The organism is Tepidimonas sp. HKU77 (assembly GCF_049728535.1).
Taxonomy (GTDB): Bacteria; Pseudomonadota; Gammaproteobacteria; order Burkholderiales; family Burkholderiaceae_C; genus Tepidimonas.
The window spans coordinates 429,827-447,018 of the sequence record NZ_CP187300.1 but is presented as its reverse complement, the minus strand read 5'-3'; the positions used below and the strand labels follow the sequence as shown (position 1 = coordinate 447,018).

At 69.7% G+C, this 17,192-nt stretch carries 14 protein-coding genes; 12 read left to right on the top strand and 2 right to left on the bottom strand.

The genetic code is table 11. The features are described from left to right. The first annotated feature begins 99 nt into the window (after window positions 1-99). Genes dinG through ACPP3B_RS02045 form a run of 3 tightly spaced genes read left to right on the top strand, consistent with a single transcriptional unit; the run spans window position 100 to window position 4,435 of the window. Window positions 100-2,283, top strand: coding sequence for an ATP-dependent DNA helicase DinG (gene dinG / locus ACPP3B_RS02055; protein WP_424859567.1), 2,184 nt, complete (start codon window positions 100-102; stop codon window positions 2,281-2,283). Then, window positions 2,259-3,122, top strand: a complete 864-nt coding sequence (locus ACPP3B_RS02050; RefSeq protein ID WP_299021514.1) for a hydroxypyruvate isomerase family protein — start codon at window positions 2,259-2,261, stop codon at window positions 3,120-3,122. The genes dinG and ACPP3B_RS02050 overlap by 25 nt, the downstream gene beginning before the upstream one ends. Continuing rightward, window positions 3,119-4,435: a glycerate kinase type-2 family protein gene (locus tag ACPP3B_RS02045; protein ID WP_424859566.1), complete on the top strand. Its 1,317-nt coding sequence runs from the start codon at window positions 3,119-3,121 to the stop codon at window positions 4,433-4,435. Before ACPP3B_RS02050 ends, ACPP3B_RS02045 begins: the two co-directional genes overlap by 4 nt. Window positions 4,436-4,467: 32 nt before the next feature. On the opposite strand, the gene xdhB is transcribed toward ACPP3B_RS02045, so the two are convergent. Together xdhB and xdhA are read right to left on the bottom strand one after the other, a co-directional pair. Continuing rightward, window positions 4,468-6,846: a xanthine dehydrogenase molybdopterin binding subunit gene (gene xdhB / locus ACPP3B_RS02040; RefSeq protein WP_424859565.1), complete on the bottom strand. Its 2,379-nt coding sequence runs from the start codon at window positions 6,844-6,846 to the stop codon at window positions 4,468-4,470. Further along, a complete protein-coding gene (gene xdhA / locus ACPP3B_RS02035; RefSeq protein ID WP_424859564.1) occupies window positions 6,843-8,441 on the bottom strand; it encodes a xanthine dehydrogenase small subunit in 1,599 nt (532 codons plus the stop codon). Before xdhA ends, xdhB begins: the two co-directional genes overlap by 4 nt. A gap of 71 nt (window positions 8,442-8,512) precedes the next feature. Here xdhA and ACPP3B_RS02030 point away from each other — a divergent pair, with 71 nt between their 5' ends. From ACPP3B_RS02030 to ACPP3B_RS01990, 9 genes are all read left to right on the top strand, one after another. Beyond that, a complete protein-coding gene (locus ACPP3B_RS02030) occupies window positions 8,513-9,544 on the top strand; it encodes a LysR family transcriptional regulator (RefSeq protein WP_424859563.1) in 1,032 nt (343 codons plus the stop codon). After that, window positions 9,541-11,082 (top strand): ABC transporter ATP-binding protein, encoded by a 1,542-nt coding sequence (locus tag ACPP3B_RS02025; RefSeq protein ID WP_299021505.1) that lies wholly within the window; start codon window positions 9,541-9,543, stop codon window positions 11,080-11,082. The genes ACPP3B_RS02030 and ACPP3B_RS02025 overlap by 4 nt, the downstream gene beginning before the upstream one ends. Then, complete coding sequence (locus ACPP3B_RS02020; RefSeq protein ID WP_299021503.1) at window positions 11,069-12,124, top strand: ABC transporter permease; 1,056 nt, start codon at window positions 11,069-11,071, stop codon at window positions 12,122-12,124. The genes ACPP3B_RS02025 and ACPP3B_RS02020 overlap by 14 nt, the downstream gene beginning before the upstream one ends. Next, window positions 12,124-13,044, top strand: coding sequence for an ABC transporter permease (locus tag ACPP3B_RS02015; protein ID WP_299021501.1), 921 nt, complete (start codon window positions 12,124-12,126; stop codon window positions 13,042-13,044). Before ACPP3B_RS02020 ends, ACPP3B_RS02015 begins: the two co-directional genes overlap by 1 nt. A gap of 32 nt (window positions 13,045-13,076) precedes the next feature. Continuing rightward, window positions 13,077-14,240, top strand: coding sequence for a BMP family ABC transporter substrate-binding protein (locus tag ACPP3B_RS02010; protein WP_424859562.1), 1,164 nt, complete (start codon window positions 13,077-13,079; stop codon window positions 14,238-14,240). Further along, window positions 14,240-15,196: a Rieske 2Fe-2S domain-containing protein gene (locus tag ACPP3B_RS02005; protein ID WP_424860128.1), complete on the top strand. Its 957-nt coding sequence runs from the start codon at window positions 14,240-14,242 to the stop codon at window positions 15,194-15,196. The genes ACPP3B_RS02010 and ACPP3B_RS02005 overlap by 1 nt, the downstream gene beginning before the upstream one ends. Window positions 15,197-15,207: 11 nt before the next feature. Further along, window positions 15,208-16,278 carry an adenosine deaminase gene (locus ACPP3B_RS02000; protein WP_300843292.1) on the top strand — a complete coding sequence of 357 codons (1,071 nt, stop codon included), beginning with the start codon at window positions 15,208-15,210 and terminating at the stop codon, window positions 16,276-16,278. A 54-nt stretch (window positions 16,279-16,332) separates the two neighbouring features. After that, on the top strand, window positions 16,333-16,899 hold the full coding sequence (dcd, locus tag ACPP3B_RS01995; protein WP_058616447.1) for a dCTP deaminase: 567 nt from the start codon (window positions 16,333-16,335) through the stop codon (window positions 16,897-16,899). A gap of 113 nt (window positions 16,900-17,012) precedes the next feature. Beyond that, complete coding sequence (locus ACPP3B_RS01990; protein WP_156137228.1) at window positions 17,013-17,153, top strand: hypothetical protein; 141 nt, start codon at window positions 17,013-17,015, stop codon at window positions 17,151-17,153. Window positions 17,154-17,192 lie beyond the last annotated feature (39 nt).

The window sequence follows — 17,192 nt, the reverse complement described above, 5'->3', positions numbered from 1 at the left end:
GGCTGACGAAACTCCCTGACTTCGCGGGGCTGAGCCCTCTCTCGAGTGGTACCCCGAATTATGGGGGTGAAAGTGTTGGCTGTGTCACACTGTGGGTCTATGAACAACACGGAGGATTGGGCCGCGCAGGCGCTCGCCGCGTTCGATACTGTCATCGACGCCGGCGGGCTGCGCATGCGCCCGGGCCAGCGGGCGATGGCGGAGCATGTCGCCCGCACGTTGGCGGCCGCGTCACTGGGAAAACCCGACGGCGACGCCGAGCTGCGGCGGCGGCTGGCGGTGGTGCAGGCCGGCACCGGCGTGGGCAAATCGCTCGCCTACCTGGCGCCGGCCATCGCGTTGGCACGGGCACGGCAGACGCGCGTCGTCGTCTCGACCGCCACCGTCGCCCTGCAGGAGCAGCTGGTGAACCAAGACCTGCCGGCGCTGGCGCGGCGCTTGCCGTTCGAGTTTCGCTACGCCCTGGCCAAGGGGCGCGGCCGCTACGTCTGTCGGCTCAAGCTCGAACGCTGGCTCACCGACCCCGACGCGCCCACCGACGCCGACGACGAGGACGATCTCTTGGCTACGGGGGCGGCGGGTGCGGTCAGCGCGGACCGCTTGGCGTGGCTGCGGGCGCGCGCGCAGGATTTGGCCCTGGGGCGCTGGGACGGTGACCGGGACGAGCTGTCGGAGCCGCCCGAGCCAGCGTGGTGGAGCGCGGTCGCGGCGGACGCGGCCTCTTGCAGCGCGCGCCACTGTCCGCTCTATGGCGGCTGTGCGTATTTCGAGCAGCGCAAGGCGCTGGCTGGCGCGCAGGTCATCGTCGTCAATCACGATTTGCTGCTGTCCACGCTGGGGTCGCGCCAGTTGCCCGAGCTCGACCAGTGCCTGCTGGTGCTGGACGAGGCGCACCACCTGCCCGCGATCGCGCTCGAGCAGTTCGCCCGTCGCGCCAATCTGTCGCGGCTGGCCTGGATCGACCGGTTGGCCAGCCAGATCCTCAAGGCTGCCACCGAGGTCGAGTTGGACGACGTGGCGCCGGTGCCAGAGGCCGCAGCGCGCCTGCGTGCGGCGCTCCAGGAGCTGGTGCGCCTGGCCGTGCAGCACTGGGGTGCCCGGTTGCAGGGGGCCGAGCCGCTGCGCGTGCGCCTGCCGCGCGGGCGTTTGCCCGAGGGGTTCGATGCGGTGCTGTCAGCGGCCGTGGCCGCGGCGGACGTCTTGCTGCAGGCCTTGAGCGCCACGGGCCAGGCGCTGCGCACGGCGCTGCGTGAACGGCCGCAAGAGGCATCCACCCTGTCGCAGCGCTACGCGCAGTTGGGCACGCTCGCGCCGCGGTTGGAAGCGGTGTATGACACCGCGCGCTGGTTGTTGCACGAGCCAGCGGCGGGCGAGGCGCCGCTGGCCAAATGGTTCACGCTCGCCGCCAGCGGCCCGGGGCGTGGGGGCGAGACGGTGCGGGTGTCGGCTCACGCGAGTCCGATCCAGTCCGCCGGGCTGCTGCGCAGCCAGCTCTGGACCCATGTGCGGGCGGCCGTGCTGACGTCGGCGACGCTGACCAGCTGCGGGCGGTTCGATTTTTTTCTGCGCGAAGTGGGGCTGGCCGACGATGCCGACGTCGAGACGCTAGAGGCGCACAGCCCGTTCGATCATGCCCGCCAGGGTGCGCTGGTGCTGGGCGGGGTGACGGTGGACCCCAAAGACGGGGCGGCCTACCAGCGCGCGGTGCAAGCCGCGTTGCTGCGCGATCTGCCGTCGGTGCGGCGTGGTGCATTGGTGTTGTTCACCTCGCGTGTGCACCTGCAGCAGGTGGCGGCCGAGCTGCCGCCCGAATGGCGCGACCGCGTGCTGGTGCAAGGGTCCTTGCCCCGAACCCGGCTGCTGGCGCAGCACCGCGAGCGGGTCGCCGCCGGTGAGCCGTCGATCCTGTTTGGCCTGCAGTCGTTTGGCGAGGGGCTGGACCTGCCGGGCGCGCTGTGCGAGGACCTGTTCATCACCAAGCTGCCGTTTGCCCCGCCCGACGACCCCGTGGGGGAGGCGCGCGCCGAGTGGCTGCGCGCGTGCGGGCGCGACCCGTTCATGGAGCTCGTCGTGCCGGCGACCGCGATCCGGCTGCTGCAGTGGATCGGGCGCGCCATCCGCACCGAAGACGACCGCGCCCGCATCGTCTGCTACGACCCGCGGTTGCTGACCACGGGCTACGGGCGCTTGATTCTGCAGGGCCTGCCTCCTTACGCGCAACTGGATGCCCGCACGGGCGTCCGACCGGAGAGTCCGACGTGTCCCATCCCTTCGACCGTGTGAGCCCCCGCGCGCGGCTGCGCCTGGCAGCCAACCTGAGCCTGCTGTATGCCGAGCGGCCGTTTCTGGAGCGCTTCCGGGCTGCGGCGGCGTGCGGCTTCACCGCCGTGGAGTGCCAGTTTCCGTACGACCACCCGCCCGCGGCGATCGCGGCCGAACTGCGGCGCCACGGGCTGCGCCTGGTGCTGCACAACCTGCCCGCCGGGGATTGGACGGCGGGGGAGCGCGGTATCGCCTGCCACCCGGAGCGGGTGGCCGAGTTTCGCGCCGGGATCGCGCAGGCGCTGGCGTACGCGGCTGCGTTGGGGGTGCCACAGCTCAACGTGATCGCTGGCGTGCCCCCTGCCGGGGTGACGCGCGAGCAGGCCCTCGATACGCTGGTGGACAACCTGCGCGCCGCGGCGCACGCGTGCGCGCGAGCCGGCATCGGGCTGCGGTTGGAGCCGATCAACAGCCTCGACATCCCGGGCTTTTTGGTCGATACGGTCGAGGTGGCGCTGGCCGTGCTGGCGCGGGTGGCCCACCCGGGGCTGCGGCTGCAGTTCGACGCCTACCACGTGGCGCGCATGGGGCAGGATCCGCTGGCCGTGTGGCAGCGGTGCTACCCTCACGTGGGCCATGTGCAGTGGGCCGACTGTCCCGGGCGCCACGAGCCCGGCACGGGCACGGTTGACTGGGCGGCGCTGGCCGATGCCATGATTGCCAGCGGCTGGGACGGTTGGATCGGCGCGGAATACCTGCCAGCCGACGCGGCAGCTGGCGGCACCGAGGCGGGGCTGGGGTGGATCGAATGCCTGGGGCTGCGTCGCCGCGCAGCCGATTTGCAGAAAGCGGACAGATGAGCACGGATTTCGAGTGCGAGCCACGTGCGCTGTTGACGCGGCTGTATCACGCCGCCGTACAGCGCGCACTGCCAGCCGCGCAGCTGCGGCACCATCTGCCCCCCGTGCCCCGCGGGCGCACCGTGGTGGTGGGTGCGGGCAAGGCAGCGGGTGCGATGGCGCACGCGCTCGAGGCCGCTTGGCCCGCCGAGGCGCCGCTCGCGGGCGTCGTGGTCACCCGCTACGGCCACACGCCGCCGCGCCCGGCGGGGCTGGCGCCGCGCATCGACATTCTGGAGGCGGCGCACCCCGTACCCGACGCGGCGGGCGTGCGTGCCGCCGAGTGCATGCTGGCGGCGGTGCAGGGCTTGACGGCCGACGATCGGGTCATCGCGCTGGTCTCGGGTGGCGGCTCGGCCTTGCTGGCGCTGCCCGCGCCCGGCTTGACGTTGGCCGACTTGCAGGCCATCACGCGCGCGCTGCTGCTCAGCGGCGCCTCCATCGGCGAGATGAACGCCGTGCGCAAACATCTCTCGCGCATCCAGGGCGGACGATTGGCGCTGGCCGCAGCGCCCGCACCGGTGTGGACGGTGGCGATCAGCGATGTACCGGGGGACGACCCCGCGACCATCGCCAGTGGCCCGACCGTGCCCGACCCCAGCACCGCCGCCGACGCGCTAGCGGTGCTGGAGCGCTACCGTATCGCGCTGCCCGAGCCGGTGCGGCAGGCGCTGCTCGATGGGCGGCTGGAAACGCCCAAGCCCGACCACCCGCGCTGGACCGATTGCACCGTGCGCCTGATGGCCACGCCGCACCAGGCGCTGCAGGCCGCGGCCGATGAGGCGCGCCGCTTGGGCCTGCGGGCCCATGTGCTGGGCGATGCGATCGAGGGCGAGTCGCGCGAGGTGGGCCGGGTGCACGCGGGGCTGGCCCGTTATGCGCGGCAAGGGCAGGGGCCGTTTCAGCCGCCGTGCGTGCTGCTGTCGGGCGGCGAGACGACGGTGACGGTGCGCCCGCCCCAGTTGGCCGTGGGCGAGCGCGCGCGCGGCGGGCGTGCGGCCGAATTCGCCCTCGGGCTGGCGCTGGGGCTGGACGGCTTGCCGGGCGTGTGGGCGCTGGCGGCCGACACCGACGGCATCGATGGCACCGAGGACAATGCGGGCGCGTTCGTTGCACCAGACACGCTGGTGCGAGCCCGGGCGCTGGGGTGGTCGGCCCAGGCGTGTCTGGACCGGCACGACAGCTATGGCTTCTTCGCGGCGCTGGGAGACCTGTTCGTCACCGGGCCGACGCACACCAACGTCAACGATTTTCGGGCGCTGCTGCTGGTGTGATGGATGCACGCGGGGGGCGCACGGCGCCGCCTTCACCGCAGCTGGCAGGCGCGCCAGATGCGCTCCGGGGTGGCGGGGGCGTCCATCGGTAGCGGGCCGTCGGCAGGCAGACCAGCGCGGCGGCGGGCGCTGGCCACGGCGTCGCGCACCGCCTCCCACACGCTGATGGCCAGCATGAACGGTGGCTCGCCCACCGCCTTGCTGCCGTACACGTTGTCCTCGCGGTTGGCCTGTGGCCACAGGTCGACGCGCCAGTGCGGCGGCAGGTCGCCCGCAGACGGGATCTTGTACGTGCTGGCGCCGGTGGTCCACAATTGGCCATCGGCGCGCCAGACCAGCTCCTCGGTGGTCAGCCACCCCATGCCTTGGATGAAGCCGCCTTCGATTTGGCCGATGTCGATCGCCGGGTTGATGCTGCGCCCCACGTCGTGCAAGATGTCCACCGCCAGCACGCGCAGCTCGCCCGTGAGGGTGTCGATGGCCACTTCGCTGCAGGCCGCGCCGTAGGCAAAGTAATAAAACGGCCGCCCAGTCAGCGTGGTCTTGTCGTAGTGGATCTTGGGCGTGCGATAAAAACCGTCGCTCCAGAGGGGAATGCGGTTGGCATAGGCCTCGCGCACCACGTCGTCGAATCGCCGACGCGCCCGGGGCGAGCGCACCCAGCCGCCCTCGAAGCGAACCTCGCCCGCGCCGCAGCCGTCCAGCCCGGCGACGAAAGCGGCCAGGTTGGCGCGCACACTGGCCGCGGCGTACTGGGCCGCGCGGCCGTTGAGGTCGGTGCCGCTGGAGGCGGCGGTGGCGCTCGCGTTGGGCACGCGCGCGGTGTCGCTGGCGCTGACGCGCACCCGCTCGAGCGGCACACCCAGCTCATCGGCCACGATTTGCGCCACCTTGGTGTGCAGGCCCTGGCCCATCTCGGTGCCGCCGTGGTTGACCAACACGCTGCCGTCGGTATAGACGTGCACCAGCGCCCCCGCCTGGTTGAACAGTGTGGCGGTAAAGCTGATGCCGAACTTGACCGGCGTCAGCGCCAGGCCGCGCTGGATGACGGGGCTGCGCGCGTTCCAGGCGGCAATCGCGGCGCGCCGCTGCGCATAACGGCAGCGCTCGGCCAGGGTGTCGATGAGGGGGCGCAGGATGTTGTCCTCCACCCGCATCTGGTAGGGCGTCGTGTCGCGCCGAGCGGGCAGCGGGTTGCTGCCGGTGGGCAGCGGCGCCGTCCAGACCGGGGCGGGGGCGTCGTCGTATAGGTTGCGGCGACGCACGTCCAGCGCATCGCGCCCCAGGTGGCGGGCGATGTCGCCGAGGATGGTTTCGATCGCCACCATGCCCTGCGGGCCGCCGAAGCCCCGAAAGGCGGTGGCGCTTTGTTTGTTCGTGCGGCAGCGGTAGCTGTGCAGCGCCACGTGCGGCACGAAGTAGGCGTTGTCGCTGTGAAACACGGCGCGGTCGGCCACCGGGCCCGAAAGATCGGCCGAGAAGCCGCAGTCCAGGAACATCGACAAATCGAGTCCCAGGATGCGACCCTCATCGTCGAAGCCGACGGCGTAGTCGTAGGTAAACGGATGGCGCTTGCCGGTGATGAGGATGTCGTCGCCGCGATCCAGCCGCAGCTTGACCGGTGCGCCCACCTTGTGCGCGGCCAGCGCGGCCCAGACCGCGACGTGGCCGGCCTGCGTTTCCTTGCCACCGAAGCCGCCGCCCATGCGTCGGCACTCCACCCGCACCTGGTGGTTGGCCAGCCCCAGCGCGTGGGCCACCCAATGTTGCACCTCGCCCGGGTGTTGGGTGCTCGACAGCACCATCCACTGGTCCTGCTCCTGTGGGATGGCCAGCGCCACCTGGCCTTCCAGGTAGTAGTGCTCCTGCCCGCCAACGGCAAACGAGCCGGTCAAGCGGTGCGGCGCCTGCGCGATGGCGGCGGCCGCGTCGCCGCGCCGCACGTGCACCGGCGGCAGCACATACTGCCGCTGCGCATGGGCGGCACGCGCATCGAGCACGGCGGGCCAGGGGTCGATGCGCGCCTGCACGGCGCGTGCCGCGGCCCGCGCCGTCGTGACGTCGCGCGCCACCACCAGCCCCAACACCTGGCCCGCGTACTGCACGGTGTCTTGCGCCAAGATCGGTTCGTCGTGCGCGAACGCGGCCAGTATCGGGTCGCCGGGGATGTCAGCGGCCGTCACGACGGCCAGCACACCGGGCATGGCCAGCGCGGTGGCCGTCTCCAGCCCCCACAGCCGCCCATGCGCCACCGGCGACAGAATCGGGGCGGCGTAGCAGGTGCCGCGCGGCTCGGGCAGGTCGTCCACATAGGGCGCCAGCCCCTCGACCTGCGCCCGAGCGCTTTCGTGCGCGACGCTGCGCCCGCACGCGGTGGGAGCGGGTGTGTCCAGGAGCAGCGGGGCGTTCATGTGCGTGCCTCCACCACGGCTTGCGCCAGCGTGTGCCAGGGGTCGGGCTCGTCTAGCCGGATTGGCATGTTGGGCGCTGGGTCGGCGCTTTGCAACCAGGTGCGCCAGAGCAAGCTGCCCAACAGCGCGTGCCGGTACTCGGCGCTGGCGCGTCCGTCGCTCAGCGGTTCGAACTCGGCCTGCAACACCTCGGCGGCGGCGCGCACCGTTTGGGCGCACCAGGGTTGGCCGCGCAAGGCGGCCTCGGTGCGCCGTGCGCGTGCCGGTACCGCGGCCACGCCGCCCGCGCCGATGCGCACCTCGGCAACCCGCCCTTCGCGGTCGCGCCGCAGCGCGACGGCCAGGCACACGGTCGAGATGTCGTCCTCGAAGCGCTTGGAAACCTTGTGCGCGACCACCTCGGGCAGCGCGCTGCCGTCGCCGAGCGCCACCTCCACGTAGCCCACGATTTCGTCGGGGGCCAAGTCGGTCTGGCGATAGCCGCGGTAGAAATCCTCCAGCGGCAGCCGGCGCTCCGCGATCGCCGATCCATCCCAGCGCAGCAAAACGACCGCAGCCCCCAGAGCGATCAGCAGCGGCATCGAGTCGCCGATCGGCGAGCCGTTGGCCACGTTTCCCCCCAGCGTGCCGCCGTAGCGGATGGGCTGACCCGCGAAGCGCTCGAAAAACCCCTGCAGCGTCGGCCAGTGCCGCTGCAGCGCCGCGAAGGCATCGTGCAGGGTGGCTGCAGCGCCGATGCGCAGAACCTGGGTGCCGTCGGTGTCGCGCACCGACTCGATGCGCTGCAAGGCCGCGCAACGCGTCACATCCAGCACCTGCGGCAGCCGTTGGCGCTGCTGGGTGATCCACAGGCCAGCGTCGGTCGTGCCCGCCACCAGCCGCGCCTGCGGCCAGCGCGCGCGGGCGATCAACAGGTCACGCAGCTCGCGCGGGGCCCAGTAGGCGGCTGCCGCGTCGGAGGCGGGGTCGGCGTCGGCCTCCTCGCGGGCCGCCTCGGCCAGCAGGGCGTCCAGCGCGGCCTCGTCGACCGCGGCCGGGGGCAGGGCCGTCATCGCCTGTGCGGCGTCCAGAATGGGGCGGTAACCGGTACAGCGGCACAAATTACCGGACAGCGCTTGCAGGGCCTCTTCGCGCGTGAGGGGGTGCGTGAGGGGGCTGTCCGGCCCCCGTCGTTGATAGCGCACAAACAGGCTCATGACGAAGCCCGGGGTGCAAAAACCGCACTGCGTGCCGTGCGCGTCCACCAGCGCCTGCTGCGCGGGGTGCAGGGCGCCGTGTCGAGTGATCAGCGGGTCTCGCGTCAGGTCTTCGGCGGTCCAGACGGCGCAACCATGCGCGGCGTGCGCCAGGCGGATGCAGCTGTTGAGCGCGCGCCAACGCAAGGTTCCGTCCGGCGCCCGATCGGCCACTGCCACCGTACACGCGCCGCAGTCGCCGCTGGCGCACCCCTCCTTGACGCTGGTCAGCCCCAAGTCATCGCGCAGCAGGGCGAGCAGGGTGCGGTCCGGTGGCACGTCGGTCAGGCGCCGCAGCCGTCCGCGGTGCACCAGCGTCAACGTTGGCGGGCGAAGTGGGGTGGCGTCGCACACGTTCATGGGCGTCAGAGTACGCCCGACGGGCGCAAGTGTCATACGATTCGGGTTATGACCGTCATAAACGCCGAGGTATGTCACGTCCGCTTCCGTGGGACAGCATCGACATCCATCTGATCCGGGTGTTGTATACGGTGCTGACCGAACGCAGTGTCACGCGCGCCGCCGTCCGTCTGGGCATGCACCAGCCGGCGGTGAGCGCCGCGCTGCGCCGCTTGCGGCGGCTGACGGGCGATGCACTGCTCGTGCGTGCCGGCTCGGGCATGGTGCCCACGGCCGTCGCGCAGCGCATGATCGCGCCGGCGGCCGAAATCCTGCGCCAAACGGAGACGATGCTGGCGGGCGCGCGCGCGTTCGACCCCGCGCACGGCACGCACATCTTCGCCATCGCGGCCAGCGACTATCTCGACCCGTGTTTTTTGCCGCGGTTGGTGGCACACATCAAGGCCAGCGCGCCGCTGGCGCGCGTGGATATCCAGCCCCTGTCGGGCGAAGCCGACTACCGGTATCGCCTCGCCCAGGGCGAGGTGGACGTGGTGATCGGCAACTGGCCGCAGGCGCCGGATGACCTGCACCAAGGGCGGCTATTCGGGGATGAGGTGGTGTGCCTGGTCTCGACCCGGCACCCGGCACTGCGCCGGGGCTGGACGCTGACCGAGTGGCTGCAGGCCGAACACGTGGCCCCCACTCCGATGGCGCCTGGCGCACGCGGCGTGATCGACGACCACCTCGCGCAGCAGGGGTTGACCCGCAACATCGTGGTGCGTTGCCCGCACTTCGGGCTGATTCCGGCCATGGTCAGCCAGAGCCTGCTGGTGCTGACCACGGGCCGCCAGTACTGCCAGCGCTTCGTGGACACGCTGCCGGTGGCGATCGTAGCGCCACCGTTGCGGTTTCCTCGGCTGCTGTACTACCAGCTCTGGCACGAGCGCACGCACGCCTCGCCCGCCGCGCAATGGCTGCGCCAGGCCATCCGCGATGTCGCGGCGGGTCTGTGCGACCCGGCACACGACGGCCAAACCCCGTTACCATCCGCACCTTCGCACGCGTCCCGCGCCGCGCGCGAATCTGCTTTCCGATCCACCGGCCCCGATACCGCGCCATGAGCCCTCCGCCGCGACTGCAACTGCACCACATCACCAAGCGCTACCCCGGCGTGGTGGCCAACGACGGCGTCTCGCTGGAGGTTCAGCCGGGCAGCATCCATGCCGTGTTGGGCGAAAACGGCGCGGGCAAGTCCACCTTGATGAAAATCATCTACGGCGCAGTGCAGCCCGACGACGGTGCCGTGCTCTTCAACGGCCGCCCGGTGCACGTGCGCAACCCGCAAGAGGCACGCGCGCTGGGCATCAGCATGGTGTTTCAGCACTTCAGCCTGTTCGAGACGCTGACCGTGGCCGAGAATGTCTGGCTCGGGCTCGACGCGGCCCTGTCGCTGCGCGAGGTGAGCGAGTCCATCGAGGTCAAGGCACGCGAGTACGGGCTGGAGATCGATCCGCGGCGGCCGGTGCACACGCTCTCGGTGGGCGAGCGCCAGCGCGTCGAGATCGTGCGCGCCCTGCTGACGCAGCCGCAGTTGCTGATCTTGGACGAGCCGACGTCCGTGCTCACGCCGCAGGCGGTCGAGCGCTTGTTCGGCGTGCTGCGCCAGCTCGCCAGCGAAGGCTGCAGCATCCTCTACATCAGCCACAAGCTGCACGAGATCCGGGCCCTGTGCGACACCTGCACCGTGATGCGTGGCGGGCGCGTGACGGGTGTGTGCGACCCGCGTCAGGCGAGCAATGCCGAGCTGTCGCGGCTCATGATCGGCAGCGAGCCCCCCGCGCTGCCGCCGCACCGCGCGGCCAGCGGCGACGTCGTACTGGACGTTTGCGCGCTGACCCTGCCCAGCAGCGAGCCGTTTGGCACCGACTTGCAGGCGGTCGATTTGCAGGTGCGTGCGGGCGAAATCGTCGGTATCGCCGGGGTGTCGGGCAATGGTCAGCGCGAGTTGCTTGCCGCCTTGTCCGGCGAGGTCACGGCGGCGCCGCCCGGCTCCATCCGCTTGGACGGGCGCGACATCGCGCGTCTGGGGCCAGGTCCGCGGCGACGCCAGGGCCTGCATTTCGTGCCGGAAGAGCGCCTCGGGCGCGGCGCCGTGCCTTCCATGGGGCTGGCGCACAACCTGCTGCTGACGCGGCGCGAGGCCGTGGGCCCCGCGGGTTGGCTGCACCTGGGGGCGCTGCGGGCGCAGGCGCGCGACCTCATCGAGCGCTACCGGGTCAAGGCCGCGGGGCCGGATGCCGCCGCGCAGTCGCTGTCGGGCGGCAATCTGCAAAAGTTCATCGTCGGGCGCGAGATCGACGCGCGCCCGCGCGTGTTCATCGTCGCGCAGCCCACGTGGGGGGTGGACGTGGGGGCCGCGGCGCAGATCCGCGCCGAGATCGTTGCCCTGCGTGAGGCTGGGTGCGCGGTGCTCGTCGTCAGCGAGGAGCTCGACGAGCTGTTCGAGCTGTGCGACCGGCTGTATGTGATGGCGCGCGGTCGGCTGTCGCCGCCGTTGACGGTGGCGCAAGCCACCCCCCAGCGCGTGGGCGAGTGGATGTCGGGCCTGTGGCCGCAGGCGCCAGAACCGGTGCAGGAGGGGCAGCATGCTGCGGCTTGAGTTGCGTCCCCAGCCGTCGGCCGCATGGAGCGCGGCGTCGCCGCTGCTGGCGCTGGCCATCACCGTGGTCATCGGCATGGCGCTGTTTGCGGCGCTGGGCAAGGATCCCGTGGCCGGTCTGCGGGTGTTTTTTTGGGAGCCGATGCGAGACGCCCGCGCCTGGAGCGAGCTGCTACTCAAGGCCACACCGCTGCTGCTCATCGGCCTGGGACTGGCGATCGGGTTTCGCTCGAATGTCTGGAATATCGGTGCCGAGGGGCAGTTCATCATCGGTGCCGTGTTCGCCAGCGGCACGGCGCTGGCGCTGGCCGGGGCCGCTTGGCCAGTCTGGCCCGTGGTGCTGCTGGCCGGTGTGGTCGGCGGCTGGCTCTGGGCCGCGATCACGGCGCTGCTGCGCGACCGCTTTCACGCCAACGAAATCCTGGTCAGCCTGATGCTGGTCTACGTGGCGGTGCAGGTGCTCAACTACCTGGTCTATGGGCCGTGGAAAGACCCGATGGGGTTCAACTTTCCGCAGACGCAACGCTTCGACCCGCAGGCGATGGTGCCGCGCCTGTACGCCGGACTGCGACTGCATTGGGGCCTGGTGATGGCCCTGGTGGCGGTGGTAGCGGTGTGGGTGTTTCTGTTTCGTACGCGCGCCGGGTTTGCGCAGCAGGTGGGGGGACTGGCGCCGGCGGCGGCGCGCTATGCGGGGTTTTCGTCGCGGCGCGCGCTGTGGGTGGCCATGGGCGTGACGGGTGCGCTCGCCGGTCTGGCCGGTGCGCTGGAGGTGGCGGGGCCGGTGGGCCAGCTCACGCCCCATGTGCCGGTGGGATATGGGTTTGCGGCCATCATCGTCGCGTTCGTGGGTCGTCTGCATCCGCTGGGCATCGTCGGCTCGGCGCTGCTCATGAGCCTGTTCTACATCGGTGGTGAGCTCGCCCAGTCGCGGCTGGGGCTGCCCAAGTCGATCACCGGCGTCTTTCAGGGCCTGTTGCTGCTGACGTTGCTGGCCTGCGACACACTGATCCACTACCGTCTGCGTTGGAGGAAGGGCTGATGGAAGCGCTGGCTCTGCTGATCGCGGCCACGCTCAACGCCGGCACCGTGTTGGCGATTGCGGCGCTGGGCCTGCTCATCAACGAGAAGGTGGGCGTCGTCAACCTGGGGGCCGAGGGCTTGATGCTGTGCGGGGCCTTGGCCGGTTTCGCCGCCGTGGTGCACCTGGGGGTGCACCCGGTCGGGTTTTTGGCCGGCATGGGCGTGGCGGCGCTGCTGTCGTTGCTGTTTGGCTGGCTGGTCATCTACCTCAACACCAACCAGTATGCCACCGGCCTGGCGCTGAGCCTGCTGGGCGCGGGGCTGTCGGCGTTTGCCGGGCAGCCCTACACCCAGTACAAACTGCCAGAGCTGGTGGCACCGGCGGTGCCGCTGCTGGCCGATCTGCCGTTCATTGGCCCGGCGCTTTTTCGGCAGCACGTGCTGGTCTATGGCGCCATCGCGCTGGCGCTGGCGTTGGTGTGGCTTTTCGATCGCACGCGCACCGGGCTGGTGCTGCGCAGCGTGGGCGAAAGCCCTGAATCGGCGCATGCGCTGGGCTATCCCGTGCGCCGCATCCGGCTGCTGGCGGTGGTGCTGGGGGGCGCGCTGTGCGGGCTGGCGGGGGCCTACGTGTCCACCGTCTACACCCCGCTGTGGGTGGAAGGCATGATTGCGGGCAAGGGCTGGATCGCGCTGGCGCTGACCACGTTTGCCACTTGGCGACCGGCACGGGTTTTGCTGGGGGCTTACCTGTTCGGTGGGGTGACGATGCTGCAATTCCACTTGCAGGGCATGGGGGTGGCGGTGCCCAGCCAGTTCTTGACCATGCTGCCGTACCTGGCCACCATCGTGGTGCTGGTGCTCATCTCGCGCTCGCCCCTGTGGATTCGCACCCACATGCCGCAGTCGCTGGGCAAACCGTTTCATCCTGGGTCGTGAAGATCGCCCATTTTTTCTCAAGGAGTGTTTCCATGATCGATATGCGCAAACGCGAATGGCTCAAGACCGCCGCCAAGGCAGCGGCGCTGGGGTTGGTGGCCGGCTCGGCGCTGGTGGGCTGCGGCAAGAAGGAAGAAGCCGCCAAGGCGCCAGCCCCGGCGCCGGCCGCCGAGGCACCCAAGCCCCAGCCGCTCAAGGCCGCCTGGGTGTACGTGGGCCCGGTGGGTGACGCTGGCTGGTCGTTCGCGCACGACCTGGGTCGCAAAGCCGTCGAGGCGCACTTCGGCGACAAGGTGCAAACCACCTTCGTCGAGAGCGTGCCCGAAGGGGCCGACGCCGAGCGCGTCATCCGCGACCTGGCGGCGCAGGGCAACAAGATCATCTTCGCCACCTCATTCGGCTACATGGAGCCGATGCTCAAGGTGGCCAGTGAATTTCCAGACGTCAAGTTCGAGCACGCCACTGGCTACAAGACCGCCGACAACATGCGCGTCTACGACGCCAGCTTTTATCAGGACACGTACATGGCCGGCATCATCGCCGCGCATATGACCAAGACCAACACGTTGGGCTTCGTCGGCTCCTTCCCCATCCCCGAGGTGCTGCGCAACATCAACGCCTTCGTGCTGGGCGCGCAGAGCGTCAAACCCAACATCAAGCTCAAGGTGGTGTGGGTCAACAGCTGGTTCGACCCGCCCAAGGAGACCGAGGCCGCCCAGAGCCTGATCAACCAGGGTGCCGACGTGCTGTTGCAAAACACCGACTCCACCGCTGTGCTACAGACGGCCGAGAAGAACGGCAAATACGCCTTCGGCTGGGACAGCGACATGAGCAGCTTCGGTCCGAAGGCACACCTGGCGTCGGCCGTGGTCAACTGGGGGCCATACTACATCCAAGCGGTGCAGGAAGTGCTCGACGGCACTTGGCAGGGTAACAAGCGCACCATCTGGGGTGTCAAGGAAGGCCTCAACGACCTGATCAAGATCGCCGACGTCGTGCCGGAGGAGGCCAAGAAGAAGGTCGAGGAGGTCAAGGCCGGCCTCAAGAGCGGCGAGTTCGAGGTCTTCACCGGCCCCATCGTCGACAACACCGGCAAGGAAGTGCTGGCCAAGGACGTCAAGGCCGATCAGGCCTGGAAAGACCAGGTCAACTTCTTCGTCAAGGGGGTCGAGGGCAAGGTGCCGTCGGGTAAGTGATGGTCGAGCGCGACCATTGGTGGCCGGTGGCGCTGGCCAGCGCCGTGGGCCCCACGCCGCTGTCGTGCTGGCTGCTGGGCGAGCCATTGGTGCTGTGGCGCCATGAGGCGGGCGCGGTGCAGGTCTTGGCCGACCGCTGCCCCCACCGCGGCGCGCGGCTGTCGCTGGGTGCCGTGGTGCAGGGCCAGCTGCAGTGTCCCTACCACGGTTGGCGCTTCGACGGGGCGGGCCGATGTCGCGCCATTCCCGCCTTGCCGGCGTTTATCCCGGCACCAGCCCAAGCGGCGCACGCGTATGCCGCCTGTGAGGCCCACGGCATGGTCTGGGTCTGTCTGGGTCAGCCCAGCGTGGCGGTGCCGGCGCTGCCAGACCTGCCGCCGCGCTGCGTCGCGCACGGCCCGTTCGACGTGGCCACGAGCGCTCCACGCGTGGTGGAGAACTTTCTGGACACGGCGCACTTTGCCTTCGTGCACGACGGCTGGCTTGGCGAGCCCGCGCATGCCGACGTTCCCCCTTGCGCGGTTTCGCACACGCCCGACGGGCGGCCATTCGTCGCCGACTACCCGGCCTGGCAACCGCGGGCGAGCGCGGGTGCGCAGCAGGGGACCTGGGTGCGCTACCGCTACGAGGTGCTCAGCCCTTTTGCGGCGATGTTGCAGAAGCGCCCCGACGGTGACGGACCCGCCGATGCCTACGTGCTCTGGGTCTGCCCGATGCAGGAGGAATCTTGCCGCGTCTGGTTCGTGCAACACACCACCGATTTCGACACCCCAGACGAGTCCCTGCGCACTTTCCAGGCGATGATCTTCGCCCAGGACCAACCGATTCTCGAGTCGCAAACGCCCAAGCGCCTGCCGCTGTATGCGGGCGGCGAAGCCATGTGTGCCGCCGATCGCTTGAGCGCGGCCTATCGGCGGTATCTGCGTGACACCGGTATCGCGTATGGTGTTTGTTGACGGAGCCGACCATGGATTCAGCCGCCCTTGCCGAACCCGACATCGCGTTCGACCGCATTCCGGCGCAGCGTCTGCCCGCGCTGCTGCGCTCGGCGCCCAAGGCCGAACTGCACTTGCACATCGAAGGTACGCTGGAGCCGGAGCTGATGTTCGCGCTGGCGCAGCGCAACGGCGTGACGCTGCCGTACGCGAGCGTGCAGGACGTACGCGCGGCGTACGCGTTTACCGACTTGCAGAGTTTTCTGGACCTGTACTACGCCGGCGCTGGGGTGTTGCGCACGGCGCAGGATTTTTACGACCTGGCGTGGGCCTACTTCCAGCGCGCGGCCGCCGACGGCGTGGTCCATGCCGAATGTTTCGTCGATCCGCAGACGCACACGGCACGCGGCATCCCGATGGCCGTGCTGTTCGAGGGATTGGTCGCGGCGCAGCGCCGCGCGCAGACCGAACTCGGGCTGTCGGTGCAGTGGATTTTGTGCGTGCTGCGTCACCTCAGCGAAGACGAGGGGTTGACGATGCTGGAAGCCGCGCTGCCGTACCGCGAACACTTCATCGGCCTGGGGCTCGACTCCAGCGAGCGCGATCACCCTCCGCGCCAGTTCGTGCGCGTCTTCGAGCGTGCCCGCGCACTGGGGCTGCACGTCGTGGCCCACGCAGGTGAAGAGGGGCCGCCAGACTACATTTGGCAAGCGCTCGACCTGTTGCAGGTGCAGCGCATCGACCACGGCGTGCAGGCGCTGCACGACCCCGCCCTGATGCAGCGGCTGGCGCGCGAGCGCGTGCCGCTGACGGTGTGCCCGCTGTCCAATGTCAAGCTGTGCGTCTATCCCGATTTGACACGGCACCCCTTGGGTCGGCTGCTGGATGCCGGTTTGTGCGTGTCGGTGCATTCGGACGACCCGGCCTACTTTGGCGGCTACGTGGGCGACAACCTGGTGCAGACCGTGGCCGCGCTGGGCCTGAGCGCGCGTCAGGCGTGGCGCTTGTTGGCCAACGGGTTCGAGGCCGCGTTCATCGACGAGCCGACCCGCGCGCGCTACCTGCAGCGGCTCCATGCCGCGTTTGCCGCCGCAGCGGCCTGACTGGCGCGCGTCGCCTACGTAAAATGCAGTGAACGACTGTTGCGCCACGCCACCATGACCATCAAAAGCGACAAATGGATCCGCCGCATGGCGGAGGAATACGGCATGATCGAGCCGTTCGAGCCGGGCCAAATTCGCGAGGTCGACGGACGGCGCGTCATCAGCTACGGTACCAGCAGCTACGGCTATGACATCCGCTGCGCGCCGGAATTCAAAGTCTTTACCAACATCCACAGCACGGTGGTCGACCCCAAGAACTTCGACGAGAAGAGCTTCGTCGATTTTCACGGGGACCACTGCATCATCCCGCCCAACAGCTTTGCGCTCGCGCGCACGGTGGAGTACTTCCGCATCCCGCGCAACGTACTGACCATCTGCCTGGGCAAGAGCACCTACGCCCGCTGCGGCATCATCGTCAACGTCACGCCTTTCGAGCCCGAGTGGGAAGGCTATGTGACGCTGGAGTTTTCCAACACCACCCCGCTGCCAGCCAAGATTTACGCCGGCGAGGGCTGCGCGCAGGTGCTGTTTTTCGAGAGCGACGAGGTCTGCGACGTCTCGTACCGCGACCGCGGCGGCAAGTACCAGGGGCAGCGGGGCGTGACGCTGCCGCGGGCGTGAAGCCGGCGGTCGTGTCGTTGGCTAGGGATCAACTGATTCAATCCCCAACCTTCCCACGACCTGGCACCATCATATCGACACACCCTGCCTAACCCAGCCCACAGACCAGCCCCATGCCCATCCAGACGAGCTTTGCCGAACTCGAGGTCGTCTCCAAGAAGAAGCTCACCCGACGCGAGCTCAGGGCGTACGTCGTGCAAAAGGGCTTTGGGCTGTCGGACGAAGGCCTCGAGGACGCGCTGTACGACAGTTAGGCCATCCGCCGGTTCGTGGGTACCGATCTGGCCCGCGAG

Bases quoted from the DNA above. Each gene is read 5' to 3' on its own strand.
- dinG (WP_424859567.1), top strand. From the start codon at position 100: ATGAACAACACGGAGGATTGGGCCGCGCAGGCGCTCGCCGCGTTCGAT.
- ACPP3B_RS02045 (WP_424859566.1), top strand. From the start codon at position 3,119: ATGAGCACGGATTTCGAGTGCGAGCCACGTGCGCTGTTGACGCGGCTG.
- xdhB (WP_424859565.1), bottom strand. From the start codon at position 6,846: ATGAACGCCCCGCTGCTCCTGGACACACCCGCTCCCACCGCGTGCGGG.
- xdhA (WP_424859564.1), bottom strand. From the start codon at position 8,441: ATGAACGTGTGCGACGCCACCCCACTTCGCCCGCCAACGTTGACGCTG.
- ACPP3B_RS02030 (WP_424859563.1), top strand. From the start codon at position 8,513: ATGTCACGTCCGCTTCCGTGGGACAGCATCGACATCCATCTGATCCGG.
- ACPP3B_RS02025 (WP_299021505.1), top strand. From the start codon at position 9,541: ATGAGCCCTCCGCCGCGACTGCAACTGCACCACATCACCAAGCGCTAC.
- ACPP3B_RS02020 (WP_299021503.1), top strand. From the start codon at position 11,069: ATGCTGCGGCTTGAGTTGCGTCCCCAGCCGTCGGCCGCATGGAGCGCG.
- ACPP3B_RS02015 (WP_299021501.1), top strand. From the start codon at position 12,124: ATGGAAGCGCTGGCTCTGCTGATCGCGGCCACGCTCAACGCCGGCACC.
- ACPP3B_RS02010 (WP_424859562.1), top strand. From the start codon at position 13,077: ATGATCGATATGCGCAAACGCGAATGGCTCAAGACCGCCGCCAAGGCA.
- ACPP3B_RS02005 (WP_424860128.1), top strand. From the start codon at position 14,240: ATGGTCGAGCGCGACCATTGGTGGCCGGTGGCGCTGGCCAGCGCCGTG.
- ACPP3B_RS02000 (WP_300843292.1), top strand. From the start codon at position 15,208: ATGGATTCAGCCGCCCTTGCCGAACCCGACATCGCGTTCGACCGCATT.
- dcd (WP_058616447.1), top strand. From the start codon at position 16,333: ATGACCATCAAAAGCGACAAATGGATCCGCCGCATGGCGGAGGAATAC.
- ACPP3B_RS01990 (WP_156137228.1), top strand. From the start codon at position 17,013: ATGCCCATCCAGACGAGCTTTGCCGAACTCGAGGTCGTCTCCAAGAAG.